Here is a 17,949-nt window from a genome sequence, read left to right as displayed (position 1 = left end):
TGCAAGTAATTTTACGAAAAATATTTACTTATGCATCTAAAATGAATTATTTTATTGCAAATTCTTATAACGTTCGTTAATTTTTATTTAAAACAGCCAATTCTTCATCTGATAATTCCCTATATTCGCCTTCTTCTAAATTTTCATCAAGAATTAAACCACCAAATTCTTCTCTTTTCAGATATATAACCTTTTTATCACGTGCTTCAAACATTCTTTTTACTTGATGATATTTTCCTTCTTGTATAGTAATTCTAACTTCTGATCCTTCTGGTGATGCTGATATAATATCTAATTTCGCTTCTAAACATTTATATCCATCATCTAATACTACACCTTTTTTAAATGCCTCTTGATCTTTTTCAGTTACTTCTTTATCTATCTTAGCATAATAAACTTTATCAACATGCCATTTAGGTGATATCATTCTATGATTAAAATCTCCATCATTAGTTAATAATAGTAGGCCTACAGTATCCTTATCTAATCTTCCTACTGGAAATGGATCAAAAATTTGATGATCTAATTCTAACAAATCAATAACAGTTTCATCTTTTGAATCATGAGTTGCTGATATTACTCCTGTTGGTTTATTCATCATTAAATATATGTATTTACGATAAAATATTTCTTCTCCATTTATCTTAACTATAGATTTTTCAGGATCTATGTTTACACTACTATCTTTAATTATCTTTCCATCTACTTCAATTAATCCTTTTTTTGCTAACACTTTAGCTTCTTTTCTACTTCCGTATCCTAAATTAGAAATTATTTTATCCAATCTCTCCATTTGCTTCACTCCACTCTATAATTCTATATGTCTTTCTACACAATAGTATCTTATCACATATGTCAAAATAAATATTCATATAAATAAAAAATTATATTTATATGAGAAAGTGTCTACGCCGCCTTTTTAGTGGAGAGTGGAGAGATGAGAGTTGAAAGTCTTACAGAATTTCTAAAATAATATATTTTTAAATTCAATATTGGAATTTTTTCCTTCACTCTCAATTTTCCACTATCAATTCTCAATTAATATTTACTCATAAATATAAGTTTTATCAGCTCTTCAAACTTATATTTTTCCATAATCTCTTATACGTAAAAAAATGAAGTCATTATTAAACAACTTCATTTTTCTTTGATTCATGCTAAATTCCACTTCTATAATATCCCATTACTTTTGGAATATAATTTTGAGTTTCTTTAGGCATTTTATATAAATGTTCAACAGAGGTAACGCCCCTTTTTTGCATTGTTCCTGGACCTGCATTATATGCCATAAGAGCCATTTCTACATTTCCATCATATCTATCAATATATCCTTTTAACTGCTTAACTCCACCATTAATGTTTTGTTCTATATTAAAAGGATCACTTACTCCATCTTCTTCACAATTTTCAGGCATAAGCTGCATAAGTCCCATAGCACCTGCACTTGAAACTACTTTAGGATTAAAATCTGATTCCTGCTTTATTATTCCTAAAATCAAATTAGAATCTACACCATATTTTCTTGATGCTTCTTCTACTGCTCTATATATTCTTTGCTTACTCTCGTCATCAATGTCTAAATTCACAGTTGATGTAGTACTAGAACCATTTAATTTAGAAGTTAAATTCTCATTTAAAACCATTTTCATATAATCTAATCTTTGCCCAGGCGTTGTATTAGTATTTTCCAATGATTTCATTGCTTCTAATGCATTTGAATCTTTATTTGATCCATTCGTTGATTCATTAGATTTATCTGTTAATGCCTGCATAACTAAAGCAAATTCCAGTCCATTTGTTCCATTATTATTTTTATCATCACTACTATTATCACTATTATTAATTGCTGTTAATGCCATTAATTCATTTGAAAATGAATTTAAATTGTCTATACTCATAACTGCCCTCCAATTTTATTATACTCTATTTTAAATAATTGTTGATATATGCAATAGGTAAAGTGGCATTGTAATTGGACTTTGAGAATTGTTAAGTGAAAATCAAAATTTTACATTTTGCTTTTTGAACTTACTCAGCGAAGTCGAGTTTCCTTTTAATATTCACATTTATTGCTTGTCTCAATTTTATATTGGGAACAAGCTAAAATGGGACTATATTCATTTTAGCATTCCGAAGTTCAATTACTCAGTCCACTTTGCTTATTCATATATCAATGATTTGTTTAAACAGAGTCTTTTATTAAAATCACAAACTTAAATTAATCTACTATATTTATTTTCGTAATAAGTTTATAAATCTTAATCTAATACCTTAAAAGATATTTCCGCATAATCCTCATAGTTAATATTCTTGTAATAGCTTTTAGATAATACTAAAATTTTATATTTTCCTTTAATAAATGGCATAAAGCTATAATAATTTTTCTTACTATATGATTGAACTTTATTCCAATTGCCATGTTCCATTAAATAAAATTCATAACAAACATCTTTTCCACCTGTACTCTTTACTTCAAATGTTAGTTCATGATTAATTCTAACTTTCTTTTTATTTATAATTATTTCTGTATTTATAATAGGTGATGCTTCATTTATATATAAACTAACTTCTTTTTTAGAATCATATTCATCCGTACACTTTATATTCTTAGCATACACTTCTATTGTATATTTTCCTGAAGTTTTAGGAATAAATCTTAATTTTTTATTTTTAATAAACTCAGTTTCTTCAACTAAATGTCCATTAATTTTAGTTACATATTTAACTAAAACACTTTTTGTATTTTGAATTATTGATTCAAATTCTATTGTATCTCCAACTACATAATTATTCTTTAAAGGTAACATTATATAATCGATTTCTCCAGGTATATATTCATTTGCTTTTAAATAAACAAAAGTATGAGCATCAAATTCTTTATCAGAATATCTATCTTTAACAATAATCTCTATCTCATAATCGCCTTTTTCTTCTGGAGTAAAATTAACCCAATTTCGATTACTATTTTCTATTTTTTCTACCTTTATTTTATTTCTATATACTATAAATGAATAATTTAATCTAGTTCCGCCTTCTGCATTAACCATTATATTAACAGGTTGTTTAATCAAAACACTTTTTTCTTTGTCTATAACAACATCAACTATTTTTACTGGCTTATTACCCTTTTTCTCTATTTCAAATTCAATTTCTTCACAAGCTTCATATTCACATTGAGATGATACATCTTTAACAAAAACCGATATTCCATATCTTCCTGATTCTCTCGGTTTCCATATATATTCAGAATTTCTTATGAATCCAGTATCTTCTTCATATGAACCTTTTACTTTGTATCTATATAGAAGATTTAGGCCTCCTTCTACCTCTGCTTTAAATTTTATATCAGTTTCTATAGTTTGAGGTGAACTTAAATCTGCTGAAAATCCTTTAATTAATACATCTTTATATGGCTTTATATTATATAAAAGAACTGCTCTATCATCATATTCCTTATTCGAAAATATATCTTTTGCGCATGCTAAAAGTCTATAGCTACCTTGAGTATATTCTTTGAAAGCAACATAATTTTTTGTAGAATAATCTTGTACACAAGTTGCTTTTCCATCCTTAGAAATCTTATAAAATTTATATAAAATTGTTCTGTTGTTTTCATTCTTAGTTTCTAATGTAAATTTAAGCTCTTGTCCAACTATAAATTCTGTATTATGACATATAAAATTAGTTATCTCTACATCTTCAATATCATCTACATTTATTTTAACAGTAGTATAATCATCAAAATTATCATCAGAATTAACTCTTTTACATTCTATTAAAAATTCTTTTTTACCTGCATTATTTGCAGTATATAATAATGTATTATCAGTTGTATAATCTATAATAAGTTCCCAGCCTTGTTCACCCTTTACATAAAATCTGTAAAGTAACTCTTCTTCAACTGCCTTTACCTCTATAGAACACTTTTCTCCAACATTTAAACTAGTTTTATCAATTTTCACCTCATCTATAAGACTTACTAAATCTTTATTGCTAATTAAATAATCTTCTTTAGCTAAATAATCGAATGATTTTCTTCCTTCCTTATTCCTTGCTTGAACCATAACCGTATATTCCCCTTCATAAACTGGCTTCCAACAGCAATTATCTTTTTCTGAATAATCTTGTATAGTTGTCCATATACCATTTAAACCAATAATAAATTTATATTCTATATCATCCTTAGGATTATTAACCTGACTTTTTATATTTATTTCCGTTCCTCTTGTTTGCGGTTTTTCTTTATTAAATATGAGTTCTATATTCTTTAACTGAAGCTCTTGCATCCTTCTCAAAACCCCTCTCTATATTACTCCTTAATTATATTATACGATTATTCCATTTTTTGTAAATAACTTCAGCTAATTTTATTTAAATTATATCATATTTATATAATTCTTCTCATATACTGAAAAAAAAATAGAGGTATTCTCCTCTATATATTTTTATTAACTAATTCAATTAGTCTTATTAAGTTTTTTTCTAATCTTAAATTATCCTCATTAGTTCTTTTTTTAGGGTTGGAAGTTTTACCTCCACCTCGCCTAATTTTTTGCGATAAATGTCTTTCTTCTAATAATCGATCTATATTGTTTTCATCATAAATAAAACCTTTTGGATTTATCACTCTTGCTTTTTTAGGTAAACATATAGCTGCTACCCCATAATCTTGAGATACAACTATATCATTGGCTTTAGTTTCATTAATCACAAACATATCAACACTTTGAAAACCACTATCCACAATTTTAACTTCTGAGTAATTGCTTTGTATAAAATGATTTATATCACAATAGATTATTACTGGTATATTTCTATCTTTAGCCACTTTTTCAATAATGGAGATACCTGGGCAGGCATCTCCATCAATTATAATTTTCATAAATTAAAGTCTCTTCTCTAATTCATCTTTCATATCTTCATATCCTGGTTTTCCAAGAAGAGCAAACATATTTTTCTTGTATGCTTCAACTCCTGGTTGATCGAATGGATTTATTCCTAAAAGATATCCACTTAATCCACAAGCTTTTTCAAAGAAATATACCATGTGACCAAAATAGTAAGGTGAAAGTTCTGGTACATTTAATACCATGTTAGGTACTTCACCATCATTATGCGCTAATAAAGTTCCTTGGAATGCTTTATTATTTACAAAATCCATAGTTTTTCCAGTTAAGAAGTTTAATCCATCTAAGTCACCTTCGCTAAATTCTATAGTAATTTCTTTTCTAGCTTTTTCAACATTAATAACTGTTTCAAAAAGATTTCTTCTACCATCTTGAATATATTGTCCCATAGAGTGAAGATCAGTACTAAAATCAACTGCTGCTGGGAATAATCCTTTTTTATCTTTTCCTTCAGATTCTCCATATAATTGCTTCCACCATTCATTAAAATAATGAATACATGGTTCATAGTTAACTAATACTTCTATTTCTTTACCTTTATTATATAAAGCATTTCTTGTAACAGCATACTTATAGCAATCATTTTCCTTAAGTGAAGGATTTGAATATGCTTCTCTTGCATCTGCTGCACCTTGCATCATTTCATCTATATCTATTCCAGCTACAGCTATTGGTAATAATCCTACTGGTGTTAAAACTGTAAATCTTCCACCAACATCATCAGGAATTACAAATGTTTCATATCCTTCTGCATCAGCTAAGCTTTTTAATGCACCTCTAGCTTTGTCTGTTGTTGCATATATTCTCTTTCTTGCTTCTTCTACACCATATTTCTTTTCTAAATATGATTTAAATATTCTAAATGCAATAGCTGGTTCTGTAGTAGTACCTGATTTTGAAATTACATTTACACTAACATCTTTTCCTTCTATAGCTTCTAATAATTCTGCCATATAAGTTGAACTTATGTTATTACCTGCATAAAATATTTTTGGTACTTTTCTCTTATTGTCATCTAAAACATTATGGAAATTACTTGTTAACATTTCTATTGCAGCTCTAGCTCCAAGGTAAGATCCACCTATTCCTATAACTATTAATACATCTGAATCAGATTGTATTTTTTCTGCTGATTTCTTAATTCTAGCAAATTCTTCTTTATCATAATCTACTGGAAGATCTATCCAACCTAAAAAGTCATTTCCTTGACCTGTTTTACTATGAAGTCTATCATGTGAATCTTTTACCATTCCTTCCATGTAATCTAGTTCATAGTCTTTTACAAATGCTTGTGTTTTACTTAAATCTAATGTTAATCCTTTTTTCACAACCATACCTCCATATATTAATTACGTAAATTTCACTTTTCAATTATATCACACTTTTCTTAAACATTTATGATATTATTCAAACTTTGGAATTTCATACTAAAAACAATAATTCTTAATTATTAAAGTAGACAGATTATATAAATCTATCTACTTTATAATTAAAAATAACTTTACTCTTTTACTTTATTATAATACTGTAACCCTATTATATGCATTTTCCCAATCATTAATGAATTGTTTTACACTTAATTCTGTTAATGGGTGCTCTATAAGCTTATCCATTATGTCACTTCCTACTGTTACAGATTGACATCCTCTTAAGGCAACTTCATTAACTTGTTGAACATTTTTAAAAGATGCTGCTAAAACTTTAGTATTTAAATTGTTAAATTCTAATAATTCAATAATTTCTCCAACAACCTCTACTCCATTTCCGCTAATATTATCAATTCTATTAACATATGGTGCAACAAATTTCGCACCTGCTTTTGCTGCTATTAAAGCTTGTTGTGCTGTAAATATTGCAGTAGCTGTTATTTTATATCCTTCTTTACTTAATATTTTTATAGCCTTTATACCATCTGGAGTAACAGGTATTTTAATATATATGTTACCACCAACTTGCTCTGCTATATACTTAGCTTCTTCAATCATTGCTTCAGCTTTTAATGATAATATTTGTGCATGTAACATACTGTCATTGCCTATTATTTCTCTAATATTTTTTAATATTTTTATAAAATCTTCTTTTTCTTTGCTTATTATAGATGGATTTGTTGTAACACCTTCCATAGGATAAAATTCATAAGCCCTTTTTATTTCTTGTAAATTTGCAGTATCTAATATATATATCATTTTTTCCTCACACCCCTATTAATATTATTGAAATTTATTTTTATAGCATTAAAAGTCCCTGATAATGTTAGGAACTTTTAATGTTTATATTTATTTGAAATTTATGAGAAAGTACTAATTGATTTAAAATACATTTTTTACTAAATAAAATTAACCTCTAGTTTTTCCACCAGCTACATTGTAAGTTACTCCATGGATGTAACTTCCTCTTTCTGATCCTAAGTAACAAACTAAGTCAGCAACTTCTGATAATTTTCCTGATCTTCCAAGTGGAGTAGTTGATGTTTTGCTATATCCAGCTCTTAAATCTTCAACTGTAATTCCTCTAGTATATGATAATGCTGTTTCATATTCTATAGTTCTTAATCCTGTAGCTTCTAATATTCCTGGTGCTACACCTACAACTCTAACGCCTTGCTTTCCTAATTCTTTAGACCAAGATCTTGTAAATGAATTTACTGCATTTTTAGTTGCTGCATAAATACTTTGACCTTCTGATCCTTCTAATCCACTTTCAGAAGACATATTCACTATAACTCCAGATCCTGCTTTAACCATTTCTCTAGCAACTGCTTGTGCACAGAAAAATACACCTTTAATATTAACATTAACTATTTTGTCAAAAACAGCTTCATCTAATTCATATTTACTATTTTCTTCTTTTGGATCTACTAATAATCTAGGTATATTTATACCTGCGTTATTTACTAATATATCTATTTTCCCAAATGTTTCTTTAGTTTTTGAAACCATTTCTTTAACGCTATCATAACTTGTTACATCTGTATTTACATATAACATTTTTCCGCTTTTTTCATTCATATCTAATTCTGGTGCATTAGGATTCATATCACATACAACCACATTTGAACCATTATTTAAAAATTCTTGTGCTACTGCTTTACCTATTCCTGATGCTCCACCTGTAACTATTACTGTTTTTTCTTCTAAATTTAACCATGACTTTGTCATTTTTTATCCCTCCATTATTAAATTAACTCATTAACTTATATGAAGATTGTTCCTCTAAATCTAATAAACAAAACAGGTTTGATTATCTTTACTTATTTCCGATATAAGTACACTCATAATCAAACCTATTTAAAATTCAAAGAACAATTAATCCTATAAATTATTTAATTATTTATATATAAGTTTGAAAATACTTTAATCTCTTCATCAAATTGACTTATTGTACAAATTGACTTATAATTTTCTTAAATATTATTTTTTAACTATTTAAAATTAATTTCTTATTATTTTTAAGATTGTACCAACGGCAATTGGTGCAATTTCTTTTTTTTCTAGATATAAAGTTCCACCTATTTTTGCTTCTTCTTCTCCTAGAAAATTATATGTTATATGTCCTAATTCTTTTAAATTTTTATTTACTAATTCTCCTACTGCTTTTATCTCATAAGTAACATCATCTATAGAAAGTATGTCTTCTGGCATTATCTCTTCTAGCAAGTTATTTTCATTATGAATAAAGCAATAATCAACTAATTCTTGAGGAGCATTGTCCTTAAAAGTTATAAACATATTTGCTGTAAAAAATTCTTCAGCATTTTCACCAATTTTCTCTATTTTAGTGCTATAAATCGTCTTCATAAAATTGTTCCCTTCTCTAACAATTAGATTCTTTAGTTAATACAATTTAGCTGTATAATCCAAAACTTACAAGCCAAGCTACTACAACTGTTGGAGCTCCTGTTAAGAATCTTGAGTATAGAACAGATGGAACACCGACTTGTACAGTGTCTGGTTCTGCTTCAGCTAATCCTAATCCTACTGGTATAAAGTCTGCTGCTGCTTGTGCATTGATAGCAAATAATGCTGGTAATGCTAAGTGCGGTGGTATAGTTCCCTTACCAATTTCAGTACCTATTAAAACACCAACTATTTGTGCTATAACTGCACCTGGTCCTAAAAATGGTGAAAGTAATGGGAATGAGCATATAAGTGCTAATACAACTAACCCACCTACATTTCCTATTAATGGTGTAAGTAAGTTTGCAATAAAGCTTCCTACTCCTGATTCGTTTATAATACCTATCATTACTGCAACGAAAGCCATAAATGGTAATATTGTGTGAATTACTGTATCAATAGTATCTCTTCCTGCTTGGAATAATGTACTACTAAAGTTTCCTATCGCTATACCAATCTTTCCAACAAGTCCTCCTGTTTGTTGACTAATTTTTTTACTAGTATCGTAACTCATTAAGTCTTCCTCCTTTAAATCGTATTCTTTATATCTTAGAAAATAAACCTATTCTATTACTTCTACATTTACTGGTTTTACTGCTGAAACATAAATATCTTCTTTTATAAACATCGCTAAAGGTCCACTTCTACCTGTTTTCATAATATTAACTGTTGGTATCTTCTTTTGAGGATAGATTCCACATCTTAATGTTCCACCACAATTTATTATTACACAAGCAATTTCATCATCTTTAACTCCTGTTGTAAATCCATCGATTAATTCACATCCTGTTAATTCTGCTATTGTAACTGCTGTTTCTGGTTGAGCTCCTCCAGTAATATATACTACCTTGTTTCTTTTTTCTGTAGGTTCTATTAATAATGGGCCACCCCATCCGCCTGATCCTTTGTTTATCTTAACTTTTTTGTATCCCATAATTGCCAACTCCTTAATCTTTTATTTATCTTATTTAACTTTATGTTCTAATAATTCTTATTTAAGTAATTTTTATTTCTATCTAATTATCCTAATTTTACTTCTGTGTTTAATTTAACACCTTGTTGTTTTTCTACATATGAAGTTGTGAAATCTGTTATCCAACCTCTAAAGAAGTTTGTTATTATACCTACGAATAAGTATCTAATTGCTAAATCTGTAGTTGAAAAACCTAATGTAGTAATTCCTGCTGCTATTCCTAAGAATACAAATAATTCACCTGGATTTATATGTGGGAATAGTCCATTCATTGTGTGGCAAGAGAAACTTGCTGCTGCATAATAACTTGGTTTATACTTTTCTGGCATAAATTTACCTAATGATAATGTCATCGGATTCGCAAATACGAATGTTCCTATAACTGGTAATAGTAAATATCTAGTTATTGGGTTTTTTGCACACTTCATAGCTAATTTTTCTACTTTCTCATCCCCAATAAATTTTATAATTGCATTCATTGTAACTAGTAATGCTATTAGTAGTGGTATTATGCCTGTTACAAAGTCCATAAATTGATTACCACCTGCTCTAAATAGATTCATAAATGAATCTGCACCTCTAGCTAATAATTCTAACATTTGTGTCATAAGAAAACCTCCTCATTATATATTACAATTTTTAAACAACCACTTCTAAGTCTGCTTCTTTTTTACTTCCCTCCTCATGTCTAAACTTTTTGTAGTTTTTAACAGCATCTAAGATTGCTCTTTTAAGTGGTTTGTTAAATTCTTTTAAATCGTTTTCTTCAATACTATCTATGTACATATTTTCAAGACCTTTAAATTGTTTAACTCTTGCTACTACCGTTACGCCTTGCATTTTTCTAGATTCTAAAATTAATCCATCATCTTGAATTCTTATAAGAACTATAGTGCCTGAGTTAATCATTCCTTTTTTTCTTCCTATTGCTACTTTTCCTAATCTTCTTAGTTCTATATAATTTTTATTAAAATCCTTAATTTGCATTAATCCAAAGATAAAATTAAGTACCCAAACAGTAATTCCTATAATTATTAAAAATACAACTGAATTCATAATTTATCTCCTTCCTAAAACTTCTTTAAATTCTTTATAATTTTTACTCTTTATCAGATTTTGAACTATCTTATTGTCACTTGATAAATCTATAATCTCTTGATATGTTTTCACTATAATCTCTTGACTATTTTGGCTTTCTGAAGGTATTACAAGTAATATTATTAATCCAACTTCCTTATCATCAACCATAATCAATTTATCTAGTATTCCATATGAAACTATTACATTGTTTACCTTTTCATCTACTGCATGTGGTAGTGCTATATATCCACCAAATGCTGTTCCTGCTTTCTTTTCTCTTGCTATAACTCTTTTCTTATATTCATTTGATACAATATTTGATTTTATTAAACTATCCAACATATCTTCTAAGTTATCCATGAAATTGTTTTTATTTAAGTAAAATACTAATTTTTTATCTAACATTCCATTTAAAATATATTGTTCTGTATCATTTCTTTTCTCATTAGTCTTATTTAAAAATATTTGACTTTCTATTTCTCCTTTTAATTGACTTTCATCAAAAATCGAAGTAATTTTTACTATTTGTGTTTCAGTATTTATATCCAAATTTACAAGAGTAAATATCATATCATAATTGCTTGCTATTTCTTCTGTAAAATCTAAATCAGAAAATGATTTGAAATTAATTTCTTCTCCAAGTATTTTCTTTAATTTTATAATTAGTAACTTTGCTGTTCCTAAGCCTGTTCCGCAAACAATTGCTGCATTTTCTATTTTAATAAAAGATTTTCCTGCTCTTTCAATATAAGTTCCAAAATGTAATGCTAAGTATCCAATTTCATCATCTTCTACTTGTACCTGATACTTATCTTCAATTACTGAAGTAGCTATTTTAGCAACTTCATAAGGCAATTTGTATTTTTCTTTTATTTCTTTTAACATAGGATTTTTATATCTTATATTTAGTACTATTCTATTTAGTGCATAGTATAAATGATATTCTAATCCTTGTATTAATTGTTCATCTTCTTCTAAGCTTAATCCAGTAAATTCAAAAACCTTTTTGAATATTTGTTTTCTTAATAAAGTTACATTTTCACCTATTGTTAAGTTTCTTAATACTTCATGATACAAAGGTGCATTTCTCCCAAGTAAAGGCATTACTATAAAAATTATTTCTAAATCATCAATTTTTTCATCTTTTAATGCTTCAATCGTACTTTTTATAGTTTTTCCTATTTCATACTCTTCTGATTCCTTTATTATTTTATATTGTGATTGTAGTGAAATTATATTTTTATTATTATTTAGTCTTATTAGCATTACTGCTATATATCTTATTAAGTTATTTATTAAAGCTTCAGTTATACTAAATTTATTTTCTTTTAGATTCATTACTATTTGTTCTTGAAGTTTAATAATCTCTTTCTTAGTAAGAATATTATTGTTTTCTAATAAAATTATTGAATCATTATATGTTTTGCATATATGTTCAAGTATAATTAGTCTTAAATTAATTTCATCGCCTTCAATTTTTATTCCTGAATTTGTTTTTCTCTTTAATACTAATCCATACTCTTCTAATTTCTGATCCACTTTTTTTAAATCTTTAACTAAAGTAGTTCTTCCTACATTCATCTCCTCTGCTAAATCATCAATTGTCACAATCTCATTAAGTCCTACTAACTTGTTTATTAAATAATCAATTCTTTCTTCTGGATTATTTAATTGACAAAATTTTTGTTTTTGTCTTCTATTTAGCTCTAGCAATTGCTTAAAATTTTCATCATCTTTTACATTTAGCTTATACTCAGAATTATTAGTCTTTACTATTTCCACAATATCCTCAGGTATTTCTTCCTGCAATTGCTTTAAGTAAGTTCTAATACTTCTAGTACTAACACCAAGTTCATCCGAAAAATCTTTTAAAGTATTTCCTTTGCTATCAGCTAGCATTTCAAGTATGGTAAATAACTTTCTTTCTAATGATTGTGTAATCATTTTCAACCCCTCATTCCATGTTACAACTATATATTAATACATTAATTTAGTTTATTTAATATATACTTTTTCATTACATGTTGGAAAAAATATATACTAATTAAAAAAATATAGATAAATATCTTATAAGACTAGTTTTGCAAACAATTTCATATTTATTATAACATATTTGTATATATTTATACTCGTTTATACACATTTATACACATTTTTTAAATTTTGCATCTTACATAATACATTTTTTTGAATTTCTTTATTTAAATTTAAAAGAGGGATTTATATTGCTATAAATCCCTCTGTAAATTACGATATTAAATTATCTACAAAAGTTTAACGACATGAGTTTCTTCTGTTTGCGCATTCCATAAATTCTCTTCTTGCTTTTTCGCGTCCTTCTCTAATGCCTGCTTCGAAACCTTCTCTACGACCTTTTTCGCAACCCTCTCTAAATCCTTCTCTACGACCTTTTTCGCAACCCTCTCTAAATCCTTCTCTACGGCCTTCTCTTAAACCATTTTCACGTCCTTCTTTACAACCTTTTTTAAATCCTTCTTTAAATCCTTTTTCGCAACCCTCTCTAAATCCTTCTCTACGGCCTTCTCTACGGCATCTTCTGCATTCTGCATCATTGTCACTTCTTTCTCTATCAGAACGACATGGTCTGTCACTTCTTTCTCTATCAGAACGACATGATGTGTCACTTCTTTCTCTATCAGAACGACATGATGTGTCACTTCTTTCTCTATCGGAACGACATGATTGTTCACTATTTCTAGATTCATTATTTCTAAATTCATTATTTATAAATTCATTATTTCTAAATTCATTATTTCTAAATTCATTATTTCTAAATTCATTTCCTCTAAATTCATTTTCATTACGATAATAGTTCATATTTTTCTCTCCTTTTGTAAAATAATTATATTATATAGTATGTTAGAAGTAGAATATTTGTTAATCTAATAAGCTAAAAATTAACTATATTTTTATAAATAAAAAAATAGTTAAATTTTGCGATAATTAAATACACAAAATTCAACTATTTTTTAATACTTGTATTCTAAACTTTATAAATAATATTAATTTACCTTATAACTAATATTATTTGTAATCACCTTTTATTTTAAATCTCTTTTTATATGTCTTGGTTTATAAGTATAATCAACTAATACTCTATTTATTTCATATTGATTATCATCTTTATGTGCTTGACCCTTTTTAACAGTAAATGCCATACTGTATCCTGCCTCTTTAACAGCTTTTAAAGTTTCACTATTATAACTACCAGAAGGATATGCAATAAAGTTAATATTTTTGCCTGTTATATTTTCAAGCTTAATTTTAGATTCTTTAACTTCTTTTAATTGTTCATCATAATTTAAAGTTGAAAGCTCTCTATGAGTAAGTGTATGATCCTCAATATCAATTCCATAATCACTCATCTCCTTCACTTGTGAAGGTAATACATATACATCACCATCTAAATAATCAGCTATTATAAACATAGTTGCATTCATTTTAAATTCTTTAAGAATTGGAAATGCATTTGTATAATTATCCTTATATCCATCATCTAATGTTATAACTACACTTTTTTTAGGAATTTCAAGTCCATTATATAAGTAATCATATAATTGTTGTAATGTTATAGTTGTGTAACCTTCATCTTTTATTGCTTGTAGATGTGTTCTAAATAAATCTTTAGATACAACTAATGGATCTTTCTTGAATTCATCACCAATAGAATGATATCCTAAAACAGTAACACCCATATCATCATTTGTAATATCTATACCTTCAAAAGGATTCTTATTATCTTTATTTTCCACTATATTAGAATTTTCATTAGTTGTTAATTGAACATTCTTTTCTTTAGTATTATTCTTAATTTGAAATGTAGATAAAGAAACAATTACTAATAATATTAATACTAATAATCCCTTCAAAATTGTATTATTTTTATTTTTCAAAATCTGCCTCCTAAAATATAAAGTTAAACTATTCCTTTTGTTATTTTATATCTTTTAACTTCTAAAATATATACATTTTATATTATCTTTTTATTAATTTACTCTTAAAATTTATAATATGTTTACCATTATATCTAATCTTAAAGCATTTATTATATTTCTAATTTAAACAAATTAACATTATATAAATACACTCTTGTACAGTTAATAAAAATAAACTTAAATATTATCTTATTTAAATAACAACTAAGCTACTATATTTTTCACTTAATTCATTAACATAATCATAAAATTTTCTAAGCTAAAAACTTTATTTGTTTCAAATATTTCTGCTAATTCTTCTAAATTTTTCTCTGAATGTTCGATATCTTTAGAATACATATGCATTATATCTACTTGATCATCCTTATTAAGCTTATATCCGTTATCACACCATCTTACCACATCTAATTCTTTAATAATTAGATAACTAATAATTGATAACTTCACTTTTGCAATTATATCATAGTCATAGACAGATTTCATAAAATATCTAAATATAAAATACACCATTAAATGTTCATATTCATATGTTTTGTCCACATAATATGTATTAAATTCTGCATACTTATCTACATAAAATTCACTTTTAATTTTTGGTCCATGAAAATATTCCATAGTATGTTTTAATACTTTGGGCCAGTTTTCATTAATATGATCAAGATTTTTATATACTTTAAAATAGTTAAACATATTATCATATTTAACTGTTTTATTATCTTTATATTGGTTTAAATCTAAAATAGATTTTTCTGTAAATTCCTTATCTAAATATCTATTTCTAATTTTTGATATTTCAGATAGTTTATTTTCATCTACCTTGTCTTGAATGTCCTTAGCAAAATTAAGAACTAATGCAATTCTTTTATTTAAATCAATAGAACGATCCTGCAATATTTTCATAACTATTTTTCTTGAATTAATTAGCTGAATAAAGATTTCATAACTAATATCATTATATTTGCTAACCATTTCATCATTTTCTTCAAGTTTAAAGTTAACTTGCTTGGAATCATTCAAAATTATTCTTGCTGCTTCTGGACATGATAAAGAAATTCCGATTTCACGTATACCGCCATACTCTTCTATAAATCTTGGATATTGCTTGCATGTATTACATAATCTATCTTCTCCCAGTTCAATGTATATATCACACATTTTATTTTTATTTAAAAATGAGCAATTCTCACCTTTAAGCATAAAAATATTTTCATCATCATCATCTAATGTTATTTCACATTTTAGTCTTTCACCAAAATCTCCTGATACTGTATTATAATATTTATATGCTTCATCATCAATTACAATTTCCCATCCAGCACAACAGGTGTCTTCACATTTTGAAGATATACATTTAAAATCTTTATAATAATCTGGTACTCGTATTTTCATTTTTTACCTCATGTTATTGTATTAATAAAATTTATTATATATAATTTTATCATTTACTTCCAATAATAACTACTAGTTATTCAACTGTCTCATGTCTAAATTTTCTATGCTTAATTTTATTATGTATTTTGAATTTATAAAAATGAAAAAAATATCCCAACAAACCAATTTAAATTAGGATCTGTTGGGATATTTAATATCTATTCGAACTCTATAGTTGCTGGTGGTTTTCCTGTACAATCATACATTACACGATTTACACCTTTTACTTCATTTATAATTCTAGTTGTTACTTTTCCAAGTACTTCCCATGGAAGATCTGCACTTTCAGCTGTCATGAAATCACTTGTGGTTACTGCTCTAAGAGCAACTGCATAATCATAAGTTCTTTCATCTCCCATAACCCCTACTGAACGCATATTAGTAAGAGCCGCAAAATATTGACCAATTTCCTTATCAATTCCCGCCTTTGCAATTTCTTCTCTATATATTGCATCTGCATCTTGAACTATTTTAACTTTTTCAGCTGTTACTTCTCCAATAATACGTATTCCAAGACCTGGACCTGGGAAAGGTTGTCTGAACACTAACTTTTCAGGTATTCCAAGTTCTAAACCTGCTTTACGAACTTCGTCTTTAAACAATAATCTAAGAGGTTCTATTATTTCTTTAAAATCAACATAATCAGGAAGTCCTCCAACATTATGATGTGATTTTATAACTGCTGATTTTCCAAGTCCACTTTCAATTACATCTGGATAAATGGTTCCTTGTACAAGATAATCAACTGTTCCTATTTTTTTAGCTTCTTCTTCGAACACTCTTATGAATTCTTCACCAATGATTTTTCTTTTTTGTTCTGGTTCTTCTATTCCAGCTAACTTTTTATAAAATCTTTCTTGTGCATTTACTCGAATAAAGTTTAAATCATACTGCCCATTAGCTCCAAATATTTCTTCAACTTCATCACCTTCATTTTTACGAAGCAAACCATGATCAACAAATACACAAGTTAATTGCTTTCCAACAGCTCTTGAAAGTAATACTGCTGCTACTGATGAGTCAACTCCACCTGATAATGCACATAATACTTTACCATTTCCAACTTTTTCACGAACTTCTTCAATGGTCTTCTCAACAAATGAATCCATTTTCCAATCTCCAGTACATCCGCATATATTATATACAAAATTTGAAAGCATCTTTGTACCTTCTATTGTATGCATAACTTCTGGATGAAATTGGACTGCGTATAAATTCTTATCTTCACATTCCATAGCTGCAACAGGACAAACAGGAGTATTACCTATTATTTTAAATCCTTCTGGTGCTTTTTCTATGTAATCAGTATGACTCATCCAACAAATTGTTGAAGGTGATATCCCCTCAAAAAGTTTAGATTCTACATTTACATCAACTTTTGTTTTTCCATATTCACTTACAGGCGCAGTTTCCACTTTTCCTCCAAGCATATGAGACATAAGTTGAGAACCATAGCATATACCAAAAATAGGTATACCTAATTCAAATATAGCTTTATCACATAAAGGAGAATTTTCACCATATACACTGTTTGGTCCACCTGTAAAAATTATTCCTTTTGGGTTCATTTCTTTTATTTCTTCAATACTTAAATTATAAGGATGAACTTCACAATATACATTACATTCTCTTACTCTTCTTGCAATTAATTGATTATATTGTCCACCAAAATCTATAACTAAAACTAAATCTCTCTTCATCATTTC

The 17,949-nt window shown here is 27.3% G+C and carries 15 protein-coding genes and 1 pseudogene; all 16 read right to left on the bottom strand.

Going from position 1 to position 17,949, the window contains the following annotated elements:
• Positions 1-76: 76 nt before the first annotated feature.
• Positions 77-793, bottom strand: a complete 717-nt coding sequence (locus tag RYM86_RS04275) for a pseudouridine synthase (protein WP_315078080.1) — start codon at positions 791-793, stop codon at positions 77-79.
• Positions 794-1,157: 364 nt separating this feature from the next.
• Positions 1,158-1,898, bottom strand: a complete 741-nt coding sequence (locus RYM86_RS04270) for a lytic transglycosylase domain-containing protein (protein WP_315078079.1) — start codon at positions 1,896-1,898, stop codon at positions 1,158-1,160.
• 360 nt (positions 1,899-2,258) lie between these two features.
• On the bottom strand, positions 2,259-4,286 hold the full coding sequence (locus tag RYM86_RS04265; protein WP_315078111.1) for a triple tyrosine motif-containing protein: 2,028 nt from the start codon (positions 4,284-4,286) through the stop codon (positions 2,259-2,261).
• Positions 4,287-4,435: 149 nt separating this feature from the next.
• A complete protein-coding gene (locus RYM86_RS04260) occupies positions 4,436-4,882 on the bottom strand; it encodes a YaiI/YqxD family protein (RefSeq protein WP_315078076.1) in 447 nt (148 codons plus the stop codon).
• 3 nt (positions 4,883-4,885) lie between these two features.
• The gene (locus tag RYM86_RS04255; RefSeq protein WP_315078072.1) at positions 4,886-6,235 is read right to left on the bottom strand and encodes a glucose-6-phosphate isomerase; all 1,350 of its coding nucleotides are present in this window, start codon (positions 6,233-6,235) and stop codon (positions 4,886-4,888) included.
• 189 nt (positions 6,236-6,424) lie between these two features.
• Entirely contained in the window at positions 6,425-7,093 is a 669-nt protein-coding gene (gene fsa, locus RYM86_RS04250) for a fructose-6-phosphate aldolase (RefSeq protein WP_315078070.1), read from the bottom strand.
• A gap of 150 nt (positions 7,094-7,243) precedes the next feature.
• A complete protein-coding gene (locus RYM86_RS04245) occupies positions 7,244-8,065 on the bottom strand; it encodes an SDR family oxidoreductase (protein WP_315078068.1) in 822 nt (273 codons plus the stop codon).
• A 273-nt stretch (positions 8,066-8,338) separates the two neighbouring features.
• The gene (locus tag RYM86_RS04240; protein ID WP_315078066.1) at positions 8,339-8,704 is read right to left on the bottom strand and encodes a PTS glucitol/sorbitol transporter subunit IIA; all 366 of its coding nucleotides are present in this window, start codon (positions 8,702-8,704) and stop codon (positions 8,339-8,341) included.
• 46 nt (positions 8,705-8,750) lie between these two features.
• Positions 8,751-9,740, bottom strand: a pseudogene (locus RYM86_RS04235) (PTS glucitol/sorbitol transporter subunit IIB).
• Between the two features lie 83 nt (positions 9,741-9,823).
• Positions 9,824-10,384: a PTS glucitol/sorbitol transporter subunit IIC gene (locus tag RYM86_RS04230; protein WP_315078063.1), complete on the bottom strand. Its 561-nt coding sequence runs from the start codon at positions 10,382-10,384 to the stop codon at positions 9,824-9,826.
• A gap of 31 nt (positions 10,385-10,415) precedes the next feature.
• A complete protein-coding gene (locus tag RYM86_RS04225) occupies positions 10,416-10,832 on the bottom strand; it encodes a transcriptional regulator GutM (protein WP_315078062.1) in 417 nt (138 codons plus the stop codon).
• A 3-nt stretch (positions 10,833-10,835) separates the two neighbouring features.
• Complete coding sequence (locus tag RYM86_RS04220; RefSeq protein ID WP_315078061.1) at positions 10,836-12,800, bottom strand: BglG family transcription antiterminator; 1,965 nt, start codon at positions 12,798-12,800, stop codon at positions 10,836-10,838.
• Positions 12,801-13,130: 330 nt separating this feature from the next.
• Positions 13,131-13,694 (bottom strand): hypothetical protein, encoded by a 564-nt coding sequence (locus tag RYM86_RS04215; protein WP_315078060.1) that lies wholly within the window; start codon positions 13,692-13,694, stop codon positions 13,131-13,133.
• Positions 13,695-13,918: 224 nt separating this feature from the next.
• Positions 13,919-14,770, bottom strand: a complete 852-nt coding sequence (locus tag RYM86_RS04210; protein ID WP_315078057.1) for a polysaccharide deacetylase family protein — start codon at positions 14,768-14,770, stop codon at positions 13,919-13,921.
• A gap of 267 nt (positions 14,771-15,037) precedes the next feature.
• Positions 15,038-16,201, bottom strand: coding sequence for a flagellin lysine-N-methylase (fliB, locus tag RYM86_RS04205; RefSeq protein WP_315078056.1), 1,164 nt, complete (start codon positions 16,199-16,201; stop codon positions 15,038-15,040).
• Between the two features lie 200 nt (positions 16,202-16,401).
• The gene (guaA, locus tag RYM86_RS04200) at positions 16,402-17,943 is read right to left on the bottom strand and encodes a glutamine-hydrolyzing GMP synthase (RefSeq protein WP_315078055.1); all 1,542 of its coding nucleotides are present in this window, start codon (positions 17,941-17,943) and stop codon (positions 16,402-16,404) included.
• Positions 17,944-17,949 lie beyond the last annotated feature (6 nt).

The sequence above is a fragment of the uncultured Clostridium sp. genome, from assembly GCF_963527835.1.
GTDB lineage: Bacteria > Bacillota > Clostridia > Clostridiales > Clostridiaceae > Clostridium.
The sequence above is the reverse complement of the archived record's forward strand: the minus strand, read 5'-3'. Positions and strand labels throughout refer to the sequence as shown.